16 protein-coding genes are annotated in these 16,904 nt (G+C 70.4%); 5 read left to right on the forward strand and 11 right to left on the reverse strand.

Going from position 1 to position 16,904, the window contains the following annotated elements; all coding sequences use genetic code 11:
• Positions 1 to 129: 129 nt before the first annotated feature.
• Entirely contained in the window at positions 130 to 993 is an 864-nt protein-coding gene (locus LX14_RS04580; RefSeq protein ID WP_253646076.1) for a hypothetical protein, read from the reverse strand.
• Between the two features lie 46 nt (positions 994 to 1,039).
• Between LX14_RS04580 and LX14_RS04585 the strand changes: the two genes are divergently transcribed.
• Complete coding sequence (locus LX14_RS04585) at positions 1,040 to 1,483, forward strand: GNAT family N-acetyltransferase (RefSeq protein WP_253646077.1); 444 nt, start codon at positions 1,040 to 1,042, stop codon at positions 1,481 to 1,483.
• Positions 1,484 to 1,559: 76 nt separating this feature from the next.
• Here LX14_RS04585 and LX14_RS04590 read toward each other — a convergent pair whose 3' ends face one another.
• Positions 1,560 to 3,596, reverse strand: coding sequence for an ArnT family glycosyltransferase (locus tag LX14_RS04590; RefSeq protein ID WP_253646078.1), 2,037 nt, complete (start codon positions 3,594 to 3,596; stop codon positions 1,560 to 1,562).
• A 127-nt stretch (positions 3,597 to 3,723) separates the two neighbouring features.
• Here LX14_RS04590 and LX14_RS04595 point away from each other — a divergent pair, with 127 nt between their 5' ends.
• A complete protein-coding gene (locus LX14_RS04595; protein ID WP_253646079.1) occupies positions 3,724 to 4,212 on the forward strand; it encodes an SRPBCC family protein in 489 nt (162 codons plus the stop codon).
• A gap of 7 nt (positions 4,213 to 4,219) precedes the next feature.
• Here LX14_RS04595 and LX14_RS04600 read toward each other — a convergent pair whose 3' ends face one another.
• The 7 genes from LX14_RS04600 to LX14_RS04630 all read right to left on the reverse strand — a co-directional run bounded on the left by LX14_RS04600 (position 4,220) and on the right by LX14_RS04630 (position 10,579).
• Positions 4,220 to 4,930 carry an enoyl-CoA hydratase/isomerase family protein gene (locus LX14_RS04600; RefSeq protein ID WP_253646080.1) on the reverse strand — a complete coding sequence of 237 codons (711 nt, stop codon included), beginning with the start codon at positions 4,928 to 4,930 and terminating at the stop codon, positions 4,220 to 4,222.
• Positions 4,931 to 4,940: 10 nt separating this feature from the next.
• Entirely contained in the window at positions 4,941 to 5,876 is a 936-nt protein-coding gene (locus tag LX14_RS04605; protein WP_253646081.1) for a DMT family transporter, read from the reverse strand.
• A gap of 79 nt (positions 5,877 to 5,955) precedes the next feature.
• Complete coding sequence (locus tag LX14_RS04610; RefSeq protein ID WP_253646082.1) at positions 5,956 to 6,744, reverse strand: alpha/beta fold hydrolase; 789 nt, start codon at positions 6,742 to 6,744, stop codon at positions 5,956 to 5,958.
• 75 nt (positions 6,745 to 6,819) lie between these two features.
• Positions 6,820 to 7,845: a glucose-6-phosphate dehydrogenase (coenzyme-F420) gene (gene fgd, locus LX14_RS04615; RefSeq protein ID WP_253646083.1), complete on the reverse strand. Its 1,026-nt coding sequence runs from the start codon at positions 7,843 to 7,845 to the stop codon at positions 6,820 to 6,822.
• A gap of 61 nt (positions 7,846 to 7,906) precedes the next feature.
• A complete protein-coding gene (locus LX14_RS04620; RefSeq protein ID WP_253646084.1) occupies positions 7,907 to 9,262 on the reverse strand; it encodes a HAMP domain-containing sensor histidine kinase in 1,356 nt (451 codons plus the stop codon).
• On the reverse strand, positions 9,259 to 9,927 hold the full coding sequence (locus tag LX14_RS04625; RefSeq protein ID WP_253646085.1) for a response regulator transcription factor: 669 nt from the start codon (positions 9,925 to 9,927) through the stop codon (positions 9,259 to 9,261). Before LX14_RS04625 ends, LX14_RS04620 begins: the two co-directional genes overlap by 4 nt.
• 31 nt (positions 9,928 to 9,958) lie before the next feature.
• Positions 9,959 to 10,579: a DUF5666 domain-containing protein gene (locus LX14_RS04630; protein ID WP_253646086.1), complete on the reverse strand. Its 621-nt coding sequence runs from the start codon at positions 10,577 to 10,579 to the stop codon at positions 9,959 to 9,961.
• 128 nt (positions 10,580 to 10,707) lie between these two features.
• Here LX14_RS04630 and LX14_RS04635 point away from each other — a divergent pair, with 128 nt between their 5' ends.
• Both LX14_RS04635 and LX14_RS04640 read left to right on the forward strand, forming a co-directional pair.
• Positions 10,708 to 12,621: an ABC transporter ATP-binding protein gene (locus tag LX14_RS04635; protein WP_253646087.1), complete on the forward strand. Its 1,914-nt coding sequence runs from the start codon at positions 10,708 to 10,710 to the stop codon at positions 12,619 to 12,621.
• 72 nt (positions 12,622 to 12,693) lie between these two features.
• Entirely contained in the window at positions 12,694 to 13,392 is a 699-nt protein-coding gene (locus LX14_RS04640) for a hemerythrin domain-containing protein (protein ID WP_253646088.1), read from the forward strand.
• Between the two features lie 8 nt (positions 13,393 to 13,400).
• On the opposite strand, the gene LX14_RS04645 is transcribed toward LX14_RS04640, so the two are convergent.
• Positions 13,401 to 15,089, reverse strand: a complete 1,689-nt coding sequence (locus LX14_RS04645) for a TIGR03767 family metallophosphoesterase (protein ID WP_253646089.1) — start codon at positions 15,087 to 15,089, stop codon at positions 13,401 to 13,403.
• 63 nt (positions 15,090 to 15,152) lie between these two features.
• Complete coding sequence (locus tag LX14_RS04650) at positions 15,153 to 15,740, reverse strand: TetR/AcrR family transcriptional regulator (protein ID WP_253646090.1); 588 nt, start codon at positions 15,738 to 15,740, stop codon at positions 15,153 to 15,155.
• Between the two features lie 143 nt (positions 15,741 to 15,883).
• Between LX14_RS04650 and LX14_RS04655 the strand changes: the two genes are divergently transcribed.
• Entirely contained in the window at positions 15,884 to 16,903 is a 1,020-nt protein-coding gene (locus LX14_RS04655; protein ID WP_253646091.1) for an aldo/keto reductase, read from the forward strand.
• The last annotated feature ends 1 nt before the right edge of the window (position 16,904 follow it).

Here is a 16,904-nt window from a genome sequence, read left to right on the forward strand (position 1 = left end):
ACCAGCTCGTGGGCGGGGAGCGCCGAGTCGGCAGCCAACGACGCCACCACACCCGAGGTGTCGAAGGTTGCCGTCTCGCTCATGTGTTCGATTGTACGGTCACCCACCGACAGGAATCGGCCGCGGCAATCATCGGTCGCCGACGCGCGCCAATCTGTAGTGGAGTCGCATCGCGGTCAGGGAACCGACGGCGAGGCGGTGGTCGGTACGGACCGTGTATTCGCCGTCGGGGTAGACGACGAACTCCTCCCGAAGTGGGGCCCGCGCGGCGAACCACCGACCGCGGTGCCGGACGGAGACATACGCCCCGTCCGCACCGAACGTCTGCGATCCGGAGACAAGTCTCAGCGAACCGTCAGGGGTCACCGACGGACGCAGGAACACCTGGACCGACCCCATCTCGAGTGCGAACGCGACCTTCACGTGCGGCTGCCCGTCGGCGGCGGCAGGTGGGGTCTGCACCCCGTAGAAACCGCTGTAGACGGGGCTGCCGTCACTCACCAACGTGCGCAGCCATGCGGCGCCGAGTCGACTGCCATCGTGGTCGCGCACCACACGAACGTCGCTGGTCATGCCGCGACTGACCGACAGAGACGACGTGGGTAACGCGAGCTGACGGACGCGCCGACCGAAGTATCGGGTGACGAACGCCCCGCCCGGGGCGAAGAGTGGGTTCCACTGCGACCACACGTCCATCGCCCAGGCCGAGGTCTGCTCGTAGAAATCCCGGACGAGGCCGTCGAGATCGTCTGCGCGGAACCCGGGCCCGTCGAGGGCCGACATGTCGTCGAGAAGCCCCGCGGGGCCGGCGGCCGCGACCATCCCCTCCGCGGCGAAGTCCTCCAACCAGGCGTCACCGGTGCCGCCACGCCGGTTGTGAGGAGCGGCGAGCCACGCGCCGTCGTCCGACGAGGGGTCGATCGGAACACCGACCGCCCGCCAGAACAGACGGGTGGACAGGTCGATCCGTGCGCTGATCCCGCCTGCCGTCATGCCACCGGAGAGTAGGGCGTTGCCCCCACACTGGCATCCTCGGTCCGTGACCACCCGTCTCGCCTCTGACCCGCACGAGGTGGCGGCCCTGCGCTGCGAATGGGCCCACGAGCGTGACCACACCGTCGACCCTCATCCGGACCAGGACTTCACCGAGGCCGTCGGCGCTTGGATGGACAACCCCTCACGCACGGTCTGGACAGCGCGCGGCGTCGACGACGCGGTCGGGATGGTCTGCCTGACCGAGTACACCCGGATGCCGTCGCCGTCGGAATCGGCGAGCGGGCGGTGGGGGTACCTCGGCCACCTCTATGTCCGGCCCGAAGCCCGCGGCGCGGGCGCCGGGGAGGCACTGGTCCGGACGCTGCTCGCCGAGTCGGCACGGCGTGGCCACACCAAGGTGGTGCTGTCACCGACCGCCCGGTCGATCCCGCTCTACGAGCGCTGCGGATTCACCGCCGGCAACGACCTCATGATCCGGCACCCCTGACCCACAACGGTTCCGGTGCAGCTGCGTGTCGCCGGGCGACACGTGCGTGCACCGGAACCGTCATGAGCGGAGCGGATCAGGTCAGGGCGTAGACCGTCTGGCCGCCGACCGTCGTCGCGGTGTAGTTCGCCGCGACCCACTGCGCGATCTGCTGCGCGCTCGAGCTGCTACCACCCGGGCCGCCGCCCGATCCACTGCCGATGTAGTAGGCGATCTTGCCGTCCTTCACGTAGGAGATGAACTGCGCGAGCGTCGGGGTGGGATCACCACTCCATCCGCCGATGGCCATCACCGATGTGCCGCTGGCGATCTCGAGGCCCGCAGCCGACTGTGACCCGTTGGTGGCCGCCGCCCACGTGGTGGTGGTCGACTTCAGCAAGGCCGTCAGCTGCGACGAGGTCGCGCCGCCGCCCATACCCATCCCGCCACCTGCACCACGGGCTCCGGCCTGCGCGGAACCCTGCCCGGCCGGCGCAGAACCCTGACCACCCGGTGCACCGGAACGTGCGGCGCCGCCACCCATGCCACCACCGGGGCCACCCATGCCCGACGACTGCGATGTCGACACCGCGGTCGGGATGGACCCCGTGTGCTCCGTCGCGGCGGTCGCGATGCCGAACGCGGCTGTCGCACTGGACCCGACGAGCGCACCGAGGATCGCCGCGGTGGCAACCATCTTCTTCCACCGGAGGACACCGCCGACGAGGACAGCCAGTACGCAGATGACCGCGACGACGCCGATCGCCCAGCGGGTCCACACCGGGCCGAAGTCGTTGCGGGAGAGCAGCACGATCGACCATCCGGCGGCCAGCCCGATCATGGCGGAGAGGGCGACACGGCCGTCGAGCCGGTCCCGCAGTCGCCACGCGAACGCCGCGCCGAGCCCGACCAACGCACCGATCGCCGGCGCGAGCGCCACCGTGTAGTACGGGTGAATCGTGCCGCTCATGTAGCTGAAGATCACGCCGGTGACGACGAGCCACCCACCCCACATCAGCAGTCCGGTCTTCTCCCCGCGGTCGAGCTGGCGGGTGTCCCGTGCCCGGATGAACTGTTGTGCAACGAGATACAGACCGAAGACGAGCACGAACAGTGCGACGGGGAGCAACCAGGAGATCTCGTTGCCCATCTCGGACCCGAAGAGCCGATCGAGTCCGGTGGCGCCACCGAAGCTGGACCCGGCCGCTCCCTGGCCACCACCGCCGCCTCCGCCACCGTTACCGCTCCCGCCCAGGATCCGGCCGAGGCCGTTGTACCCCAGCACCAGGTCCATCACGGTGTTGTCCGTCGACCCGCCGATGTAGGGCCGCGATCCCGCGGGCCAGAGCGCGACCACGAGAACCCACCACCCGGCGCCGACGATCAGCGACACGAACGCCAGGGCGAGGTGCGCGATCCGACGCAGCCACCCGGTGTTCGCCAGCAGCAGGTAGGCGAGACCGAAGGCAGGCAGGACGAGCAGGCCCTGGAGCATCTTGGTCAGGAACGCGAATCCCAGTGCGACACCGACGAGGGCGAGCCACCGGCCGGATCCGCCGGTCGTCGCCCGGATCAGCGCATACCCCGCGGCGACCATCAGGAGCACCAACAGCGCGTCGGGGTTGTCGAACCGGAACATCAGTGCGGCCGCCGGGGTGAACGCGAGCACCGCACCCGCGATGGTCGCGGCAGCGGTCCCGAGCCCTGGGTCGGCGATCGTCCGTCGGATGGTGGCGTACAGCAGGGCGACAGCGGCGACACCCATGAGTGCCTGCGGGGCGAGGACGGCCCAGCTGTTCATCCCGAAGACCCGCACCGACAATCCGGTCACCCACAACGACGCGGGCGGTTTGTCGACGGTGATGAAGTTCTGCGCATCGAGCGATCCGAAGAACCACGCCTTCCAGCTCGTCCCGCCGGCCTGAGCGGCCGCCGCGTAGAAACTGTTGGCGTATCCGTTCATCGACAGGTTCCACAGGTAGAGCACCGCGGTCACCGTCAGAAGGATGGGCAGTGGCGCCCTGGTCAGCAGACGTGAACGGGTGGTCTGCGGGGATCGCGCGCTGACCCGATGGCGACCGCCGTCAGGGTCCGGATCGGCGGGCGGACGGGCCCGGTCGACGAGGGTGGTCATGGTTCCTCCGTGGGGATGGGACCGACACATGTCGGTCGGTTCGGTCCTGACGATGTCCGTTCTGCCTCGGTTGCGACTGTCCGGAGGCTGGGAGGTCGCTGGGAGCGATCGCTGGTAGGAACGAGAGATGATCGGCGATCGGTGGGGAGTGCGGGACGACGAGACCCGTCGCCGGTTCGCCTGCGACGACATCGTCACCGCACCGGTCCTGCAGGCCTGGCGGGGCGTGACGATCGATGCACCGGCCGACCGTGTCTGGCCGTGGGTCACGCAGATCCGCGCCGCGCCGTACTCGTACGACTGGATCGACAACCTCGGGCGACGCTCACCGCAGACGTTGCTCGGCCTGCCGGGACCGGAGGTCGGTGAACCGTTCATGTCCTGCGGTGCGCGCCCGATGGGTCGCATCCTGGACGTGACGCCGGGCGAGCAGCTCACGGGCGAGATCGCCGGGGCGGTGATGTCCTATGTGCTGATGCCGCAGGGTGATTCGACGCGACTGCTGCTCAAGATCGTGATGGGCCGAGGGCGCCTGATCGCGCCGCTGGTGTCCGTCGGCGACCTCGTCATGGCCCGACGCCAGCTGCTGAACCTGCAGCGCCTCGCGGCGACCTGAACCGGGATCAGCTGCCGGCGATCGCCGCCTGATCGCCGACGCCGGTCACCGTCGCCTGCAGCGCGGCGACCGTCGAGGCATACCGCGACGACTTGATCTCGCCCAGAGTGCGACCGCGGGTGTTCTGGTGGGTCCGTCCGTAGGTGATGGCGGCGGCCAGCACCTCGTCGACCGCGACAGCCGCGTCGGCGATCCCGAGGTCACGCGCCAGTTCCCCGCCATAGCGACGGCCGGTCATGAGCATCTCGTGGGCGGGGCGCACGGGCAGGCGGTCGGCCACCAGCAGCACGCTTCCCGGTGCGTAGCTGGCACCGATGGTGATGCCGGGCATGCAGATGTAGCCGCGGTCGGCGCGCATGACGATGTGGTCGTGGGCGATGGCGACGAGCGCGCCACCGCCGAACGCGTGACCCTGCACCGCGGCGGCGGTCGGCATCGGGAAGGTCAACAGCCGCGCGAGGAGCTCCTGCACGCTCTGGGTGTAGGCGTCCACCTGGTCGACGTGCTCGAGCACCCACGCGGTGTCGAGACCGGTGGAGAAGAACTTGCCTGCGCCGGTGGTGACCAGCGCCGCAGGTCCTTCCGAGGCGAGCACCTCGTCGAGCAGGGTGTTGATCTCGGTGATCTGCGGCGGTCCCAGGACGTTCTCGGTGTCGGTCACACCCTCGTCGTTGAGATGGAGCACGAACACGGTGTCATCACGCGTCAGGTGGGGCACACGCCTGACCCTAGTCGGCCGCGCGGACCGGTGACGCCGGGTCGAGAACGTCCGGCGGCGCCGGCCTAGCCCGCGGCCGGCGCCGACTGATCGCCACACCGGTCAGGCACAGGGCGCCCCCGACGAATCCGAACACCGTCGGCACCTCGCCGAGGGTCAGCCACGACAGGCCGATCGCGAGCGCCGGCACCACCAACGACGTCGCCGCGAGCTTGCCCGCATCCGTGCGGGTCAGCGCGTACGCCCACGTGGTGAAGGCGATCGCGGTCGGTCCCACGCCCAGGTACACGACCCCCAGGACGGCGGACACCGGGGCGTCGGCGAGTTCACCGACGCCCACGGGCGCGAACGGGAGCGTCGCGAGCATGCCCGCGGCACAGCCGACCCACGTCGCCGTCACCGAATCCACCGTGCGCAGTGCGGCCTTCTGCATCAGGACACCTGACGCGTAGAGGACCGCGGTGACCAGTCCCAGCCCGATCCCGAGGACGTCGTTGGTCCCACCGCCCGTGCCCCCGACCGCGATGATGACCACCCCGGTGAACGCGATCGCCATGCCGACCACGAGCGGCCGGGGGAATCCCTCGCCGAAGAACAGCCCGGCCAGCACCGCGACGATGATCGGCGCGAAGTTGACCAACAGCGACGCCGTGCCCGCGTCGAGGTGGCGTTCGGCCCAGTTGAGGATGACGGTGTAGGCGCCGAACCACAGCACGCCGTACCCAGCCACCAGCGCCAGCGGACGTCCCCGCGGGATCCGACGCCGGTGCCGCAGTGCGAGGAGCAGCAGCACAGCGGTCCCCACCAGCAGCCGACCGAGAGCCATCACCCCGGGTGAGAAGTGCTCGCCCACAGCGCGGATCACGACGAACGACGACGCCCACAACAGCATGGTGACCGCGGCGGCGATCACCGCCAGGTTCGCGGGATCCCTGCGACGCGTCATGGACAGAGCGTGCGCGACGGGACACCGCAGGGGCAAGCGGGATCCGGACGCGGACCGTACAGATCGCGCCAGAGTCCGTTCAGTCGAGGCCGAGGAACAGGGCGAGACGGTCGACCATCGCGTCCGGGTCCCACATGTGGTGGGCGCCGGCGATCCGCTCGGACGCGCCGTCGGGCGCCGCCGCGGCGATCGCGTCGGCCGCCTGCGCCATCCCGGGGAAGGTGTCCTCGCCGACGATCGCCAGCACCGGGACCGAAACCGCCTCGAGGACGCGCTGCAAGGGCTCGGCGGCGACCGCGACGAGCGCGCGCCCGTCGGGACGAAGGCTCTCGACCGCGGCGACGATCGCGTCCCACACCCCGGCCGCCTGCGCGTTCTCGATGAACTCGGCGGGCATGTCCCGCATGTACTGTCGCTGCGCGCCGTCACGGTCGCCGGCGTCGAGCCGACGCTCGAACTCGTCGATCCACTCCCGGGCGTCATCGGCCGTCTTCATGAACGGCGCCTCCCAGAGGACGAGGCCGTCCACCGGGGCCCCGGCCCGCGCCGCCTCGATCGCGATCGCACACCCCGACGAGTGGCCGACGAGCACAGCCGATCCACCCGCGGCGTCGATCATGGCCGCGACCGCCGCGAGTTCCCGCTCGAGCGTGAGGACACCCTCGGCGGGACTCTCGTTGCGTCCCAGTCGATCGTGGACGACGGCCGTGACCCCACGGTCGGCGAGCATGCGCGCCGTCGCGGTGGTCATCGGGTCGCCGGCACGGTTCGGTCCCGCACCGGCGATGAACACCACCCCCGGACCACCGTCGCCGTGGCGGTCGTAGGCGACGGTGTCGCCCATCGTGGTGGTCGCGAACTCGGTCATGCGCAGGTCCCCTCGGCTCGATGTCGTGTCACCGGTACTGACCCGACGCCGAGCGAGAACTCATCGCGGCCGGGGTCAGTCGGTCGAGACCGACAGCTCGCGCAGACGGGGCGCGAGGTCGGAGGCGAAGTTGTCGAGGAATCTCTGCTGGTCGTGGCCGGGCGCGTGGAACACCAGGTGGTTGAGACCGGCGTCGGTGTACTGCTTCACGGCCTCGACCGCCTCGTCGGGGTCGGACGCGACGATCCACCGCTTGGCGACCTGCTCGATCGGCAGCTCGTCGGCGAGGCGCTCCATCTCGGTCGAGCTGTTCACGCTGTGCTTCTGTTCCTGCGTCAACGACAGCGGCGCCCAGAACCGCGTGTTCTCCAACGCCAGTTCGGGATCCGGGTCGTAGGAGATCTTGATCTCGATCATGCGGTCGATCTCGTCGATGGACCGTTCCGCCTTCTCGGCGCCCTCCTTGACGGCGGGGATCAGCTTCTCGGTGTAGAGCTCCATCCCCTTGCCCGAGGTGCAGATGAAACCGTCGCCCTGGCGGCCGGCGTAGCGGGCGACGACAGGACCGCCCGCGGCGACGTACACCGGGACCGGCTTCTCGGGGATGTCGTACATATATGCACCCTGGGTCGTGTAGTACTCGCCCTCGAAGTCCACCTTCTCGCCGGTCCACAGTTCCCGCATCAGGCGGATGGACTCGCGCAGACGGGCGAAGCGTTCCTTGAACTCCGGCCATTCGCCCTGGAAGCCGGTCGCGTACTCGTTGAGCGCCTCGCCGGTGCCCACGCCGAGCATGATCCGGTTCGGGTAGAGGCAGGCCATCGACGCGAACGCCTGAGCGATGACGGCGGGGTTGTAGCGGAAGGTCGGGGTCATCACCGACGTGCCGATCTGGACGCGCTTCGTGCGCTCGCCGACCGCGGCCATCCACGACAGGGAGAACGGTGCGTGGCCACCCTCGTGGCGCCACGGCTGGAAGTGGTCGCTGACGGCGACGGAGTCCATGCCGGCGCCCTCGGCCGCGACGGCGATCTCGACGAGTTCCCGCGGGTCGAACTGTTCTGCCGACGCCTTGTATCCGAGTCTCAGTTCCTGGGCCACTGCTCCACCTCACCCTGTGACGATCACCGCCGCGTTCGCGACAGCTCCACCGTAGTCCGACCTACGGAACGGGCGACGGCGCAGATCCCGGTGCTGCCGCGGGGAGGTCGAGCCGGAACTCCGCGCCGGGCGGTCCCGTCGGCACCAGCACGACGTCCCCGCCGTGCAGGCGGGCCAGGCCACGGGCGACGGCGAGCCCGAGACCCGATCCGCCCGACCGCCGGTCGCGGGAGTCGTCGAGGCGCACCATCCGCTCGAAGACGCGGGCGGCGTCGTCGGGCGGGACGCCGACACCGGCGTCGATGACGCGCAGGTGGACCCAGCCCGGGGTGGGGTCGCGGGGGCTGGACTCGACGACGAGACGGACGTCGCCACCGGGGGGTGTCGCCTGGCAGGCGTTGTCGAGGAGGTTCGCGACCACCTGGGCCACGCGCACCGGGTCGGCCAGGGCGGGCGGGGCGGTGCCGCTCACCGTGATGGTCAGCTCGGGGTGCAGCAGCCGCACGCGCTGCGCCTGCTCGTCGGCGATGACGGCGAGGTCGGTCGGGACCGGGGTCAGGGTCAGCCCGGCGTCGATGCGGGCCATGTCGAGCATGTCGTCGACGAGGCGCCCGGCGCGACGGGTCTCCCGGATCAGCAGCAGGGTCAGCCGCTCCCGCTCCTCGACGGGGGTGTCGCTGTCGGCCTGGAGCAGCGTCTCGGCGACCGCCTGGACCCCGGTCACGGGGGTGCGCAGCTCGTGGGCGGCGTCGGCGACGAACTGTCGCACCGCCTGCTGCGCGCCGCGTTCGCGGACCTCGGCCCCCTCCAGCGAGTCGAGCATGTCGTCGAACGCCGCGGCGGTCCGACCGAGTTCGGTGTCGCGCCGGGTCGGCGCCAACCGGGCACCCCGGTTGCCGCCGGCGATGGACCGTGCCAGTTCCGTCATCGCGTCCAGCGGGGCGAGCGCGACCCGCACGAGGACCAGCAGCAGACCGGCCGTCACGAGCAGGGCGACCGCACCGGTGACGACCATCCCCCACACGAGACGCGACTCGACGCGGTCGAGCAGCCGTCCGTCGACCTCGAGCGTGAGCCGTGCACCCCTCGTCCACGCCCGCGCACCCGTCAGGTCCACGGTCCGGCGGGCGCGCGCGTCCTCCGTCGGCGACTCCGGCGGGCCGTAGACGGTCCCGTCGGACAGGACGAGCCGGGCCCGCACCGACCGCCCGTCGACGCGGGCGAAGAACTGTCGCGGGGTCGCCGCCGTGCGCGCGAGTTGACGGGCGACGGCGACCCGGTCGGTGAGTTGCCCGTCGACGGCGTGCCGCGACGCGGTCTGGAACAGGGTCAGGCCGATACCGACCACCGCGGCGAGCGCGACGGTGAGAACGAGCACCCCGGCCGCGGTCACCCGCAACCGCAGCGACCCGGTCACCGTGCGGGCCCCAGCAGGTATCCCAGCCCACGCTCGGTGTGGATCAGCCGCGGCCCGTGCGCCTCGACCTTGCGGCGCAGCGCGCTGATGTTCACCTCGACGATGTTCGGATCGTAGTGCTCGTACCCCCACACCCCGGTCAGGATCTGGGTCTTGGTGACCACCCTCCCCCTGCGCCGGGCGAGGAACAGCAACACTTTGAACTCGGTGGCGGTCACCGCGATCGGTTCGCCGTCGCGCTGCACCACCGCGGCGTCGGGATCGATGACGAGGTCGTCGACGTGGAGCACGTCCGACGACCGGCCGCGACGCCGGAGCACCGCACCCACCCGGGCCACCAGCTCCGCCATCTCGAACGGCTTGGAGATGTAGTCGTCGGCGCCCTCGGTGAGTCCGTGCAACCGGTCGGCCACGGAGTCCCGCGCGGTGACCATGAGGATCCCGGCGTCGCTGCGTCGCCGGACCACGTGGAGCAGGTCGAAACCGTCCGAGCCGGGCAGCATCACGTCCAGCAGCACCGCGTCGGGGCGGAACTCGCGCAGGTCGTGTTCGATGCGCGATCCGTCGCCCCGCGCGCGGACGGTGTGCCCGGCCGCGCCGAGCGCAGCGCTGATCGCCACACGGATCGGTTCGGAGTCCTCCACCACGAGGACCGCGGGGCTCACGGGCGCCGATTCTGCCAGGTGGCGACGCCGATCAGCTCGGCTGCACGGGCGCGCTCGACGACGGGGCCGTCGTCGGTGCGGTGCGCTTCACCACGTGCGTCGCGGTGAGGGCGCCGTCGGTGCGTGTCCCGGTCGCGGCGACGCGGTCGCCGACGGCGAAGTCGGTCCGCTGCTGGGGCGTCCTCGTCGTCCCGAAGGCCGTCGACGCGGTGATGGTGACCGTCACGTTCTGACCCTTCGCGGTCGTGAGCGTCCACGAGTCGCCGTTGATGGCGTCGATCGTCCCGACGACACCGCGCGCCCGGTGGGCCCTCTTCTGGCCGCCCCCGTTCTGCGTCCCACCGGTCCCGTCGCCGAACCGATGGCTGTGGGACGCCTGCGCGACCGCGGCCCGCGAGGAGCCGCCGGAGTCGCCGGTGACGCCCCAGCCGATCAACCCGCCGAGCACGGCACCGATCACCAGACCGCCGGCCGCGGCGAGCACGCCCACTCGCGTGGCCCCGGTGAGGCGACGGCGAGGCGGCGGCCCGGCGACGACCTGTCCGTCACCGCCGGCGGTGTACGGCGCGGCGGGTGGCGGCGAGCCCGGCGGCGTCTCGAACTGCCGTGTCGGCTCGTCCTGCGGTCCGGGGTTCTCGGGTGTGTCGGTCATGGCACCACGCTAGGAACGAACGGACGGCCGGGACAGAAGGCCACCTGAGGGATCGTCGGATTCCTCTGAGCGCGAACATGCCCTGAGCAGCAGACTTCGAGTCCGCTTGATGTCTTACGCTCGGGTCCATGACCATGGAATCGGTCGCGTACAACACCATGTACCGCGGCATGGCCGCGAGCCGGAAACCGCCTCGCCTGCCGAAGGGCACCCGGCGGAGCACCATCCGCCGCATCGGGGCGTTCGCCCGCCCGCACCGTCGGATGATCTCGGTGTTCCTCGCACTCAGCGTGCTCACCGCGATCCTCACCGTGGTCACGCCCATCCTCGCCGGACGGGTCGTCAACCAGATCACCGGACACGGGTCCACGACGACCATCACGTGGCTGGCCGTGGTCATAGCGGTGGTCGCTCTCGCCGAGGCCGGCGTCGGGCTCGTCGTGCGGTGGCTGTCGGCGTCGATCGGCGAGGGGCTGATCCTCGACCTCCGTCGGACCGTCTACGACCACGTCCAGCGGATGCCGGTCGCCTTCTTCACCCGCACCCGCACCGGTGCGCTCGTCAGCCGGTTGAACAACGACGTGATCGGCGCCCAGCGCGCCTTCTCCGACACCCTCTCCGGTGTCGTCTCCAACTTCGTGACGCTGGTGCTGACGCTGACCACCATGCTGCTCATCTCCTGGCAGATCACACTTCTCGCGCTGGTGCTGCTGCCGGTGTTCGTCATCCCCGCACGGCTGATGGGGCGCCGGATGGCGGCGCTCTCACGCCAGGCCGCGGAGTACAACGCGCTGATGTCCACGCAGATGACCGAGCGGTTCTCGGCGCCCGGCGCGACGCTGGTGAAGCTCTACGGTCGACCCGACGAAGAGTCGCGGCGCTTCGCCGACCGGGCGTCGTCGGTGCGGGACATCGGTGTCGCGCGGGCGATGTCGCAGTCGTACTTCGTCACCGCGCTGACGCTGGTCTCGGCCCTGGCGCTGGCCATGGTCTACGGCCTGGGCGGCGTGCTCGCCGTCGACGGTCACCTGAACGCGGGCGCCGTCGTGTCCCTCGCGCTGCTGCTCACCCGGATGTACGCACCGCTCACCGCACTGGCGAACGCGCGTGTCGAGATCATGAGCGCGCTGGTCAGTTTCGAGCGCGTCTTCGAGGTCACCGACCTCGTCCCGCTCATCGACGACAAGCCCGACGCGACACCCGTCCCCGCCGGACCGCTGTCGATGCGGTTCGAGGACGTGCGCTTCGCCTATCCATCGGCGGACAAGGTGTCGCTGGCGTCGCTGGAGGAGGTGTCCGCGCTCGACACCCGCGGGGGTGTCGATGTGCTGCACGACATCTCCTTCGAGGTGCCGGCCGGCGAGATGGTCGCCCTCGTCGGCAGTTCCGGTGCGGGGAAGTCGACCATCGCCCAGTTGGCGACCCGCCTCTACGACGTCGACTCCGGCGCGGTCCGGGTGAACGACGTCGACGTCCGCGACGTGACATCGCAGTCACTGCACCGGGCAGTGGGCCTCGTGACCCAGGACGGCCACCTCTTCCACGACTCCGTCCGCGACAACCTCCTGCTGTCGAACCCGGACGCGTCCGAGGACGACATCTGGACGGCGCTGCGGCGCGCACGCCTCGAGGAGCTGATCGCGTCACTGCCCGACGGACTCGACACCGTCGTCGGGGAGCGCGGGTACCGCCTGTCGGGCGGGGAACGGCAGCGGCTGACCATCGCGCGGCTGCTGCTCGCCGCGCCGTCGGTGGTGATCCTCGACGAGGCCACCGCCCACCTCGACTCGACGTCGGAGGCAGCGGTGCAGGAGGCCCTGTCCGAGGCGCTCGTGGGTCGGACGTCGATCGTCATCGCCCACCGACTGTCGACGGTCCGGGCCGCGCACCAGATCCTCGTGCTCGAGGCGGGGCGCATCGTCGAACGGGGCACCCACCTGTCGCTGTTGGCCGCGAACGGCCGGTACGCCGAGCTGTACCGCACCCAGTTCGCCGACGACGCCGACGCACCGGTCGCGGCGATCGCCCCCGCACAGGTGTGATCGCGCCCCAGGTGTGACTGCCCCGCAGCGCGGGTAGCCGTGCACCTGTCCCCGACAGACAGGTGCTCCCCGATGACGTCCATCGCCCACCGCCCGGTGCACGAACTGGGCGGGCCCACCAGCGTTCTCGTCCGCCAGCGCGACGACCACGTCGAGCTCGACCGACTCATCCGGGCCGTGCACGACACACACGGCCCCGAACGTCAGCTGACGGTGAACCGCCTGTGCCGCCTCGTGTTCCCGCACGCGTTCGCCGAGGAGTCGGTGCTGTGGCCGGTGATCCGTCGCGTCCTCCCCGACGGTGAGGAGCAGACACTGCAGATCGAGCGGGAGCACCAGCAGATCAACGAGCTGTTCACCCGCCTCGAGCGCGCCCGGCCCGACTCGATCGAGTACGACGACCTGTTCGCACGGATCACCGACCTGCTGAGGGAGGACGTCCGCGACGAGGAGGACCAGATGTTCCCCGACCTGCGCGATGCCCTCGACGACCGCGAACTCCGACGTCTCGGGTGGGCGTGGCTGGCAGTCCGGCGCACGGCGCCGACGCGGCCCCATCCGGTGGTCTCACGGCGACCACCAGGGAACGCCCTGGCCGCCCTCCCACTGACCCTGATCGACCGCTCCCGCGACGTGCTCGATCAGGTCGCGGTGCGGGGGTCCTCGCGGGTCGCGTCGTCGATCAGCACCGGACTGGCCGCCGCGGCCGGTCGCGTCGAACGCGTCGGCGTCCTCCGTCGGGGCGAGCGCCCCGACACCCACATCGACTGATCCCCGCGTCAGCGCGGTGAGGCCAGCAGCAGTTCGACGTTGTGGTCGGCAGCACCGCCGAGACGCTTCGCCTCGTAGCCGATGTCGTTGTACGAGAACTCGCGGTACATCGACGCCAGACCCGTCACCGAGTGGTCGCTGTAGTCCACCGAGTACGGTGCGCCCGACTCGATGAGCGTGCAGAACAGTGACAGCGTGCCGTCGCGGTTGTCGCACACCTCGATGATGCGGGCGTTCTGTGGGAAGTCGATGTGCGAGGCGGTGTTGATCTCCCAGAAGCTCTGTGCCGGAGTGGCGCCGGCGTGCGGGGTGATCTTGTTCTCGTGCGTGTGCCCGTTCACCCAGGCGACGACGTTCGGGAAGCGGTGGAAGAAGTCGACGAGCTGCTTCCCCGTCCGGCGGGCCTCGAACGGTCGCTCCGGGTCGGGGATGGGCAGCTCCATCGTGTCGCTGGTGTGGTGACTGAACGCGACGAACAACGTCCCGCGGTTGCCGGTGATCAGCCGTTCCATCCAGTCCAGCTGGCCCTGCCCGATGGACCCGTCGGTGAACCCGGCGTGGTTCGTCGTGTCCATGGAGATACCCACGACGCCGGGGGCGATCTCGAACGAGTAGTAGGTGACGCCGGATTGCGGTGCGTCGGAGGCGAACCCGTGTCCGACGGGGCCGGGACCGGTGTAGCGCGGCCGGAAGTGCTCGGCCATGTACTGCCGCGGCGTGAACGGTGCCCGCTTCGCGTCGGGGGTGACCTTGCGGATCGGTCCGGTCGCGACCTGCTCGGCGAACACGCGGCCGGCCGCCTTCGGGTCGGACCCGAACACGCGTGCCATCGCGTCGATCTGACGACGATCCTGCGGCAGGTCGATCTTGATGTCGCCGGTGTACAGCGCGTCGATGAAGGCGATACCGCTGGGCAGGGTGCCCTCGACGCTGTCGTCGTGGTTGCCGAAGACGCTGTACCAGCGGGTGTTCAGCCCCGGGCTGGCGATCGGCGTGATGCTCGACGCGAGGAGGCCGGGGATCTGGGGGAACCCCTTCTGCTTGTAGATGTCGTTCACCGCCGACTCCGGCTGCCAGTAGAGCGTCGACCCCCACACCTGCACGCCCTCATAGCGGTTCGGGTCGCCGGTGGACGGGCGGAACGTCCCGCCGCTGAACGCGGTGAGGAACCAGTCCAGCTCGGCGAACTCGTGGTTGTCGGTGTTGTCACCGGTCGAGACGACGGCGTCGAACGTCCGGCCCGAGAACGGGGCCGACCGCAGTGCGTTGATGCGCTCGACGAGGGTGATCGCACCGTGCGGACCCAGCTTCTCGTGGGGGCGGAACGCCGACCCGTTCTGCAGGTGGATGAACTCCGCGCGCACGGGACTCTCCGCGTCGACCATGTGGATGTCGGTGGTCTGCACCACCGAGGCCAACCCGACGCGGCGACCGTCGCGACCCGCCTTGGGCGCCGCCAACTCCGAACGCACGATGAGCGGCCATCCCGGGCCGGCGACCAACCTGCGGTACTTGTCCGGCCCGCTCGCGGCGGGAACGCCGACCACGTCGAGGGTGGTCCCGGCGACCGAGGCCGCGCGGGACGCCGCGGGCTCGGCCCAGGCGAACGGCGACAGCTTCGTCCCCAGGTACGCCGCCGCGGCACCGACACCGGTGGCCTTGACGAATGTGCGGCGGTTGAACGAGCGACGATCCATCACGACCTCCTGGTGCGGCAGGCGCTCTGCCCCGGGCGCCCAGGTGGATCCTGCCCTACCGAGTCACCGATCGTCGGTGTTCTCCGCGACGCGGAGTCCGTCGAGCAGCACCGTCACCATCCGGCGGGCGTCGTAGCGCGCGTCGGTCCCCGCCCCGATGCAGAGGCTGCCGACGGCCCGCATCACCGCGATCGCCCCGACGTCGGCGCGGATGTCGCCGTGGGCGACACCGGCCTGCAGGAGGTGCGCACAGACCGGCACGAGACGGTCGAGGAAATAGGTGTGGAGGTTCTCGAACGCAGCGTCGTCCGAGCGCAACGCCTCCGCGAGCCCGTGCTTGGTCACGAGGAAGTCGACGAACTGATCGATCCACCGGGACAGGGCCTCGTGCGGGGTGAGTTCGCCGTCGAGCAGCGCCGGCCCCGCGTCCGCCAACGCCTCCACCTGGTGGCGGTACACCGCGACGATCAGGTCGGCCCGCGTCGGGAAGTGCCGATAGATGGTCCCGACCCCGACGCCGGCGCGGGTCGCGATCTCGCGGACCGGGACACCCACGCCGGACTCGACGAACGCGGCCGCCGCGGCGTCGACGAGAGCGTCCGCGTTGCGTCGTGCGTCGGCCCGCTGACGCGGTGGCTGATCGCCGGCCATGCCCGCCTCCCGAAATGATCCCTTGGCAAACGGAACAGTGTTCCGTATCGTCGTCGTGGTGAGCGGAACAACGTTCCGCTTCACGCCCCAGGATGCCAGACCAGCCCTGCCGCATCCACTCGCACCACGGAGAAGAGATCACCATGCAGTACCGCACTCTCGGACGCACCGGCGTCACCGTCAGCACGCTCTCGCTCGGGGCGATGAACTTCGGCGCCATCGGTCGCACCACGCAGGACGAGGCGACCGCCATCGTCGACGCCGCGCTCGAGGCCGGCATCAACGTCATCGACACCGCCGACATGTACGGCCAGGGCGAGTCGGAGGAGATGGTCGGACGGGCCATCGCCGGCCGTCGCGACGACGTCGTCCTCGCGACGAAGGTCTTCAACCCGATGGGCGACGAGCGCAACCACCGGGGCAGCTCACGCCGGTGGATCACGACCGAGCTCGAGAACAGCCTCCGCCGGCTCGACGTGGACCACGTCGACCTCTATCAGATCCACCGCGCGGACCCGACGACGAGCGACGAGGAGACGCTGTCGGCGCTCACCGATCTGCAACGCGCGGGCAAGATCCGCTACGTCGGCTCGTCGACCTATCCGGCCCACCGGATCGTGCAGGCGCAGTGGGCGGCGCGGGAGAACCACCTCACCCGCTTCGTGACCGAGCAGCCGCCGTACTCGATCCTGCAGCGCGGCATCGAGTCCCACGTCCTCCCGGTGACCGAGCAGTACGGGATGGGTGTGCTGGTGTGGAGCCCGCTGGCCGGCGGCTTCCTGTCCGGTGCGATCCGCGCGGGTCAGGAGAACACCACGCACCGCGCCACGCTGCTCCCCGATCGATTCGGGCCCGACGCCCCCGCGACGGCCTCGAAGCTCGATGCGGTCGAGAAGCTCGTCGCCCTGGCGGACGAGGCGGGTCTGACCCTCATCCAGCTCGCCCTGGGGTTCGCGACCGCTCATCCGGGTGTGACCAGCGCGATCATCGGCCCGCGCACACTCGACCACCTGCGCTCGCAACTCGCCGCCGCCGACACCGTCCTGACCGCGGATGTGCTCGACGCGATCGACGAGATCGTCGCGCCCGGTGTCGATCTCGCGCCCGAGGAGAAGTTCGACACCCCGCCGTCGCTGCTCGAGAAGTCCCTCCGGAGGCGCTGAC

Source organism: Williamsia deligens, from assembly GCF_024171765.1.
GTDB lineage: Bacteria > Actinomycetota > Actinomycetes > Mycobacteriales > Mycobacteriaceae > Williamsia_A > Williamsia_A deligens.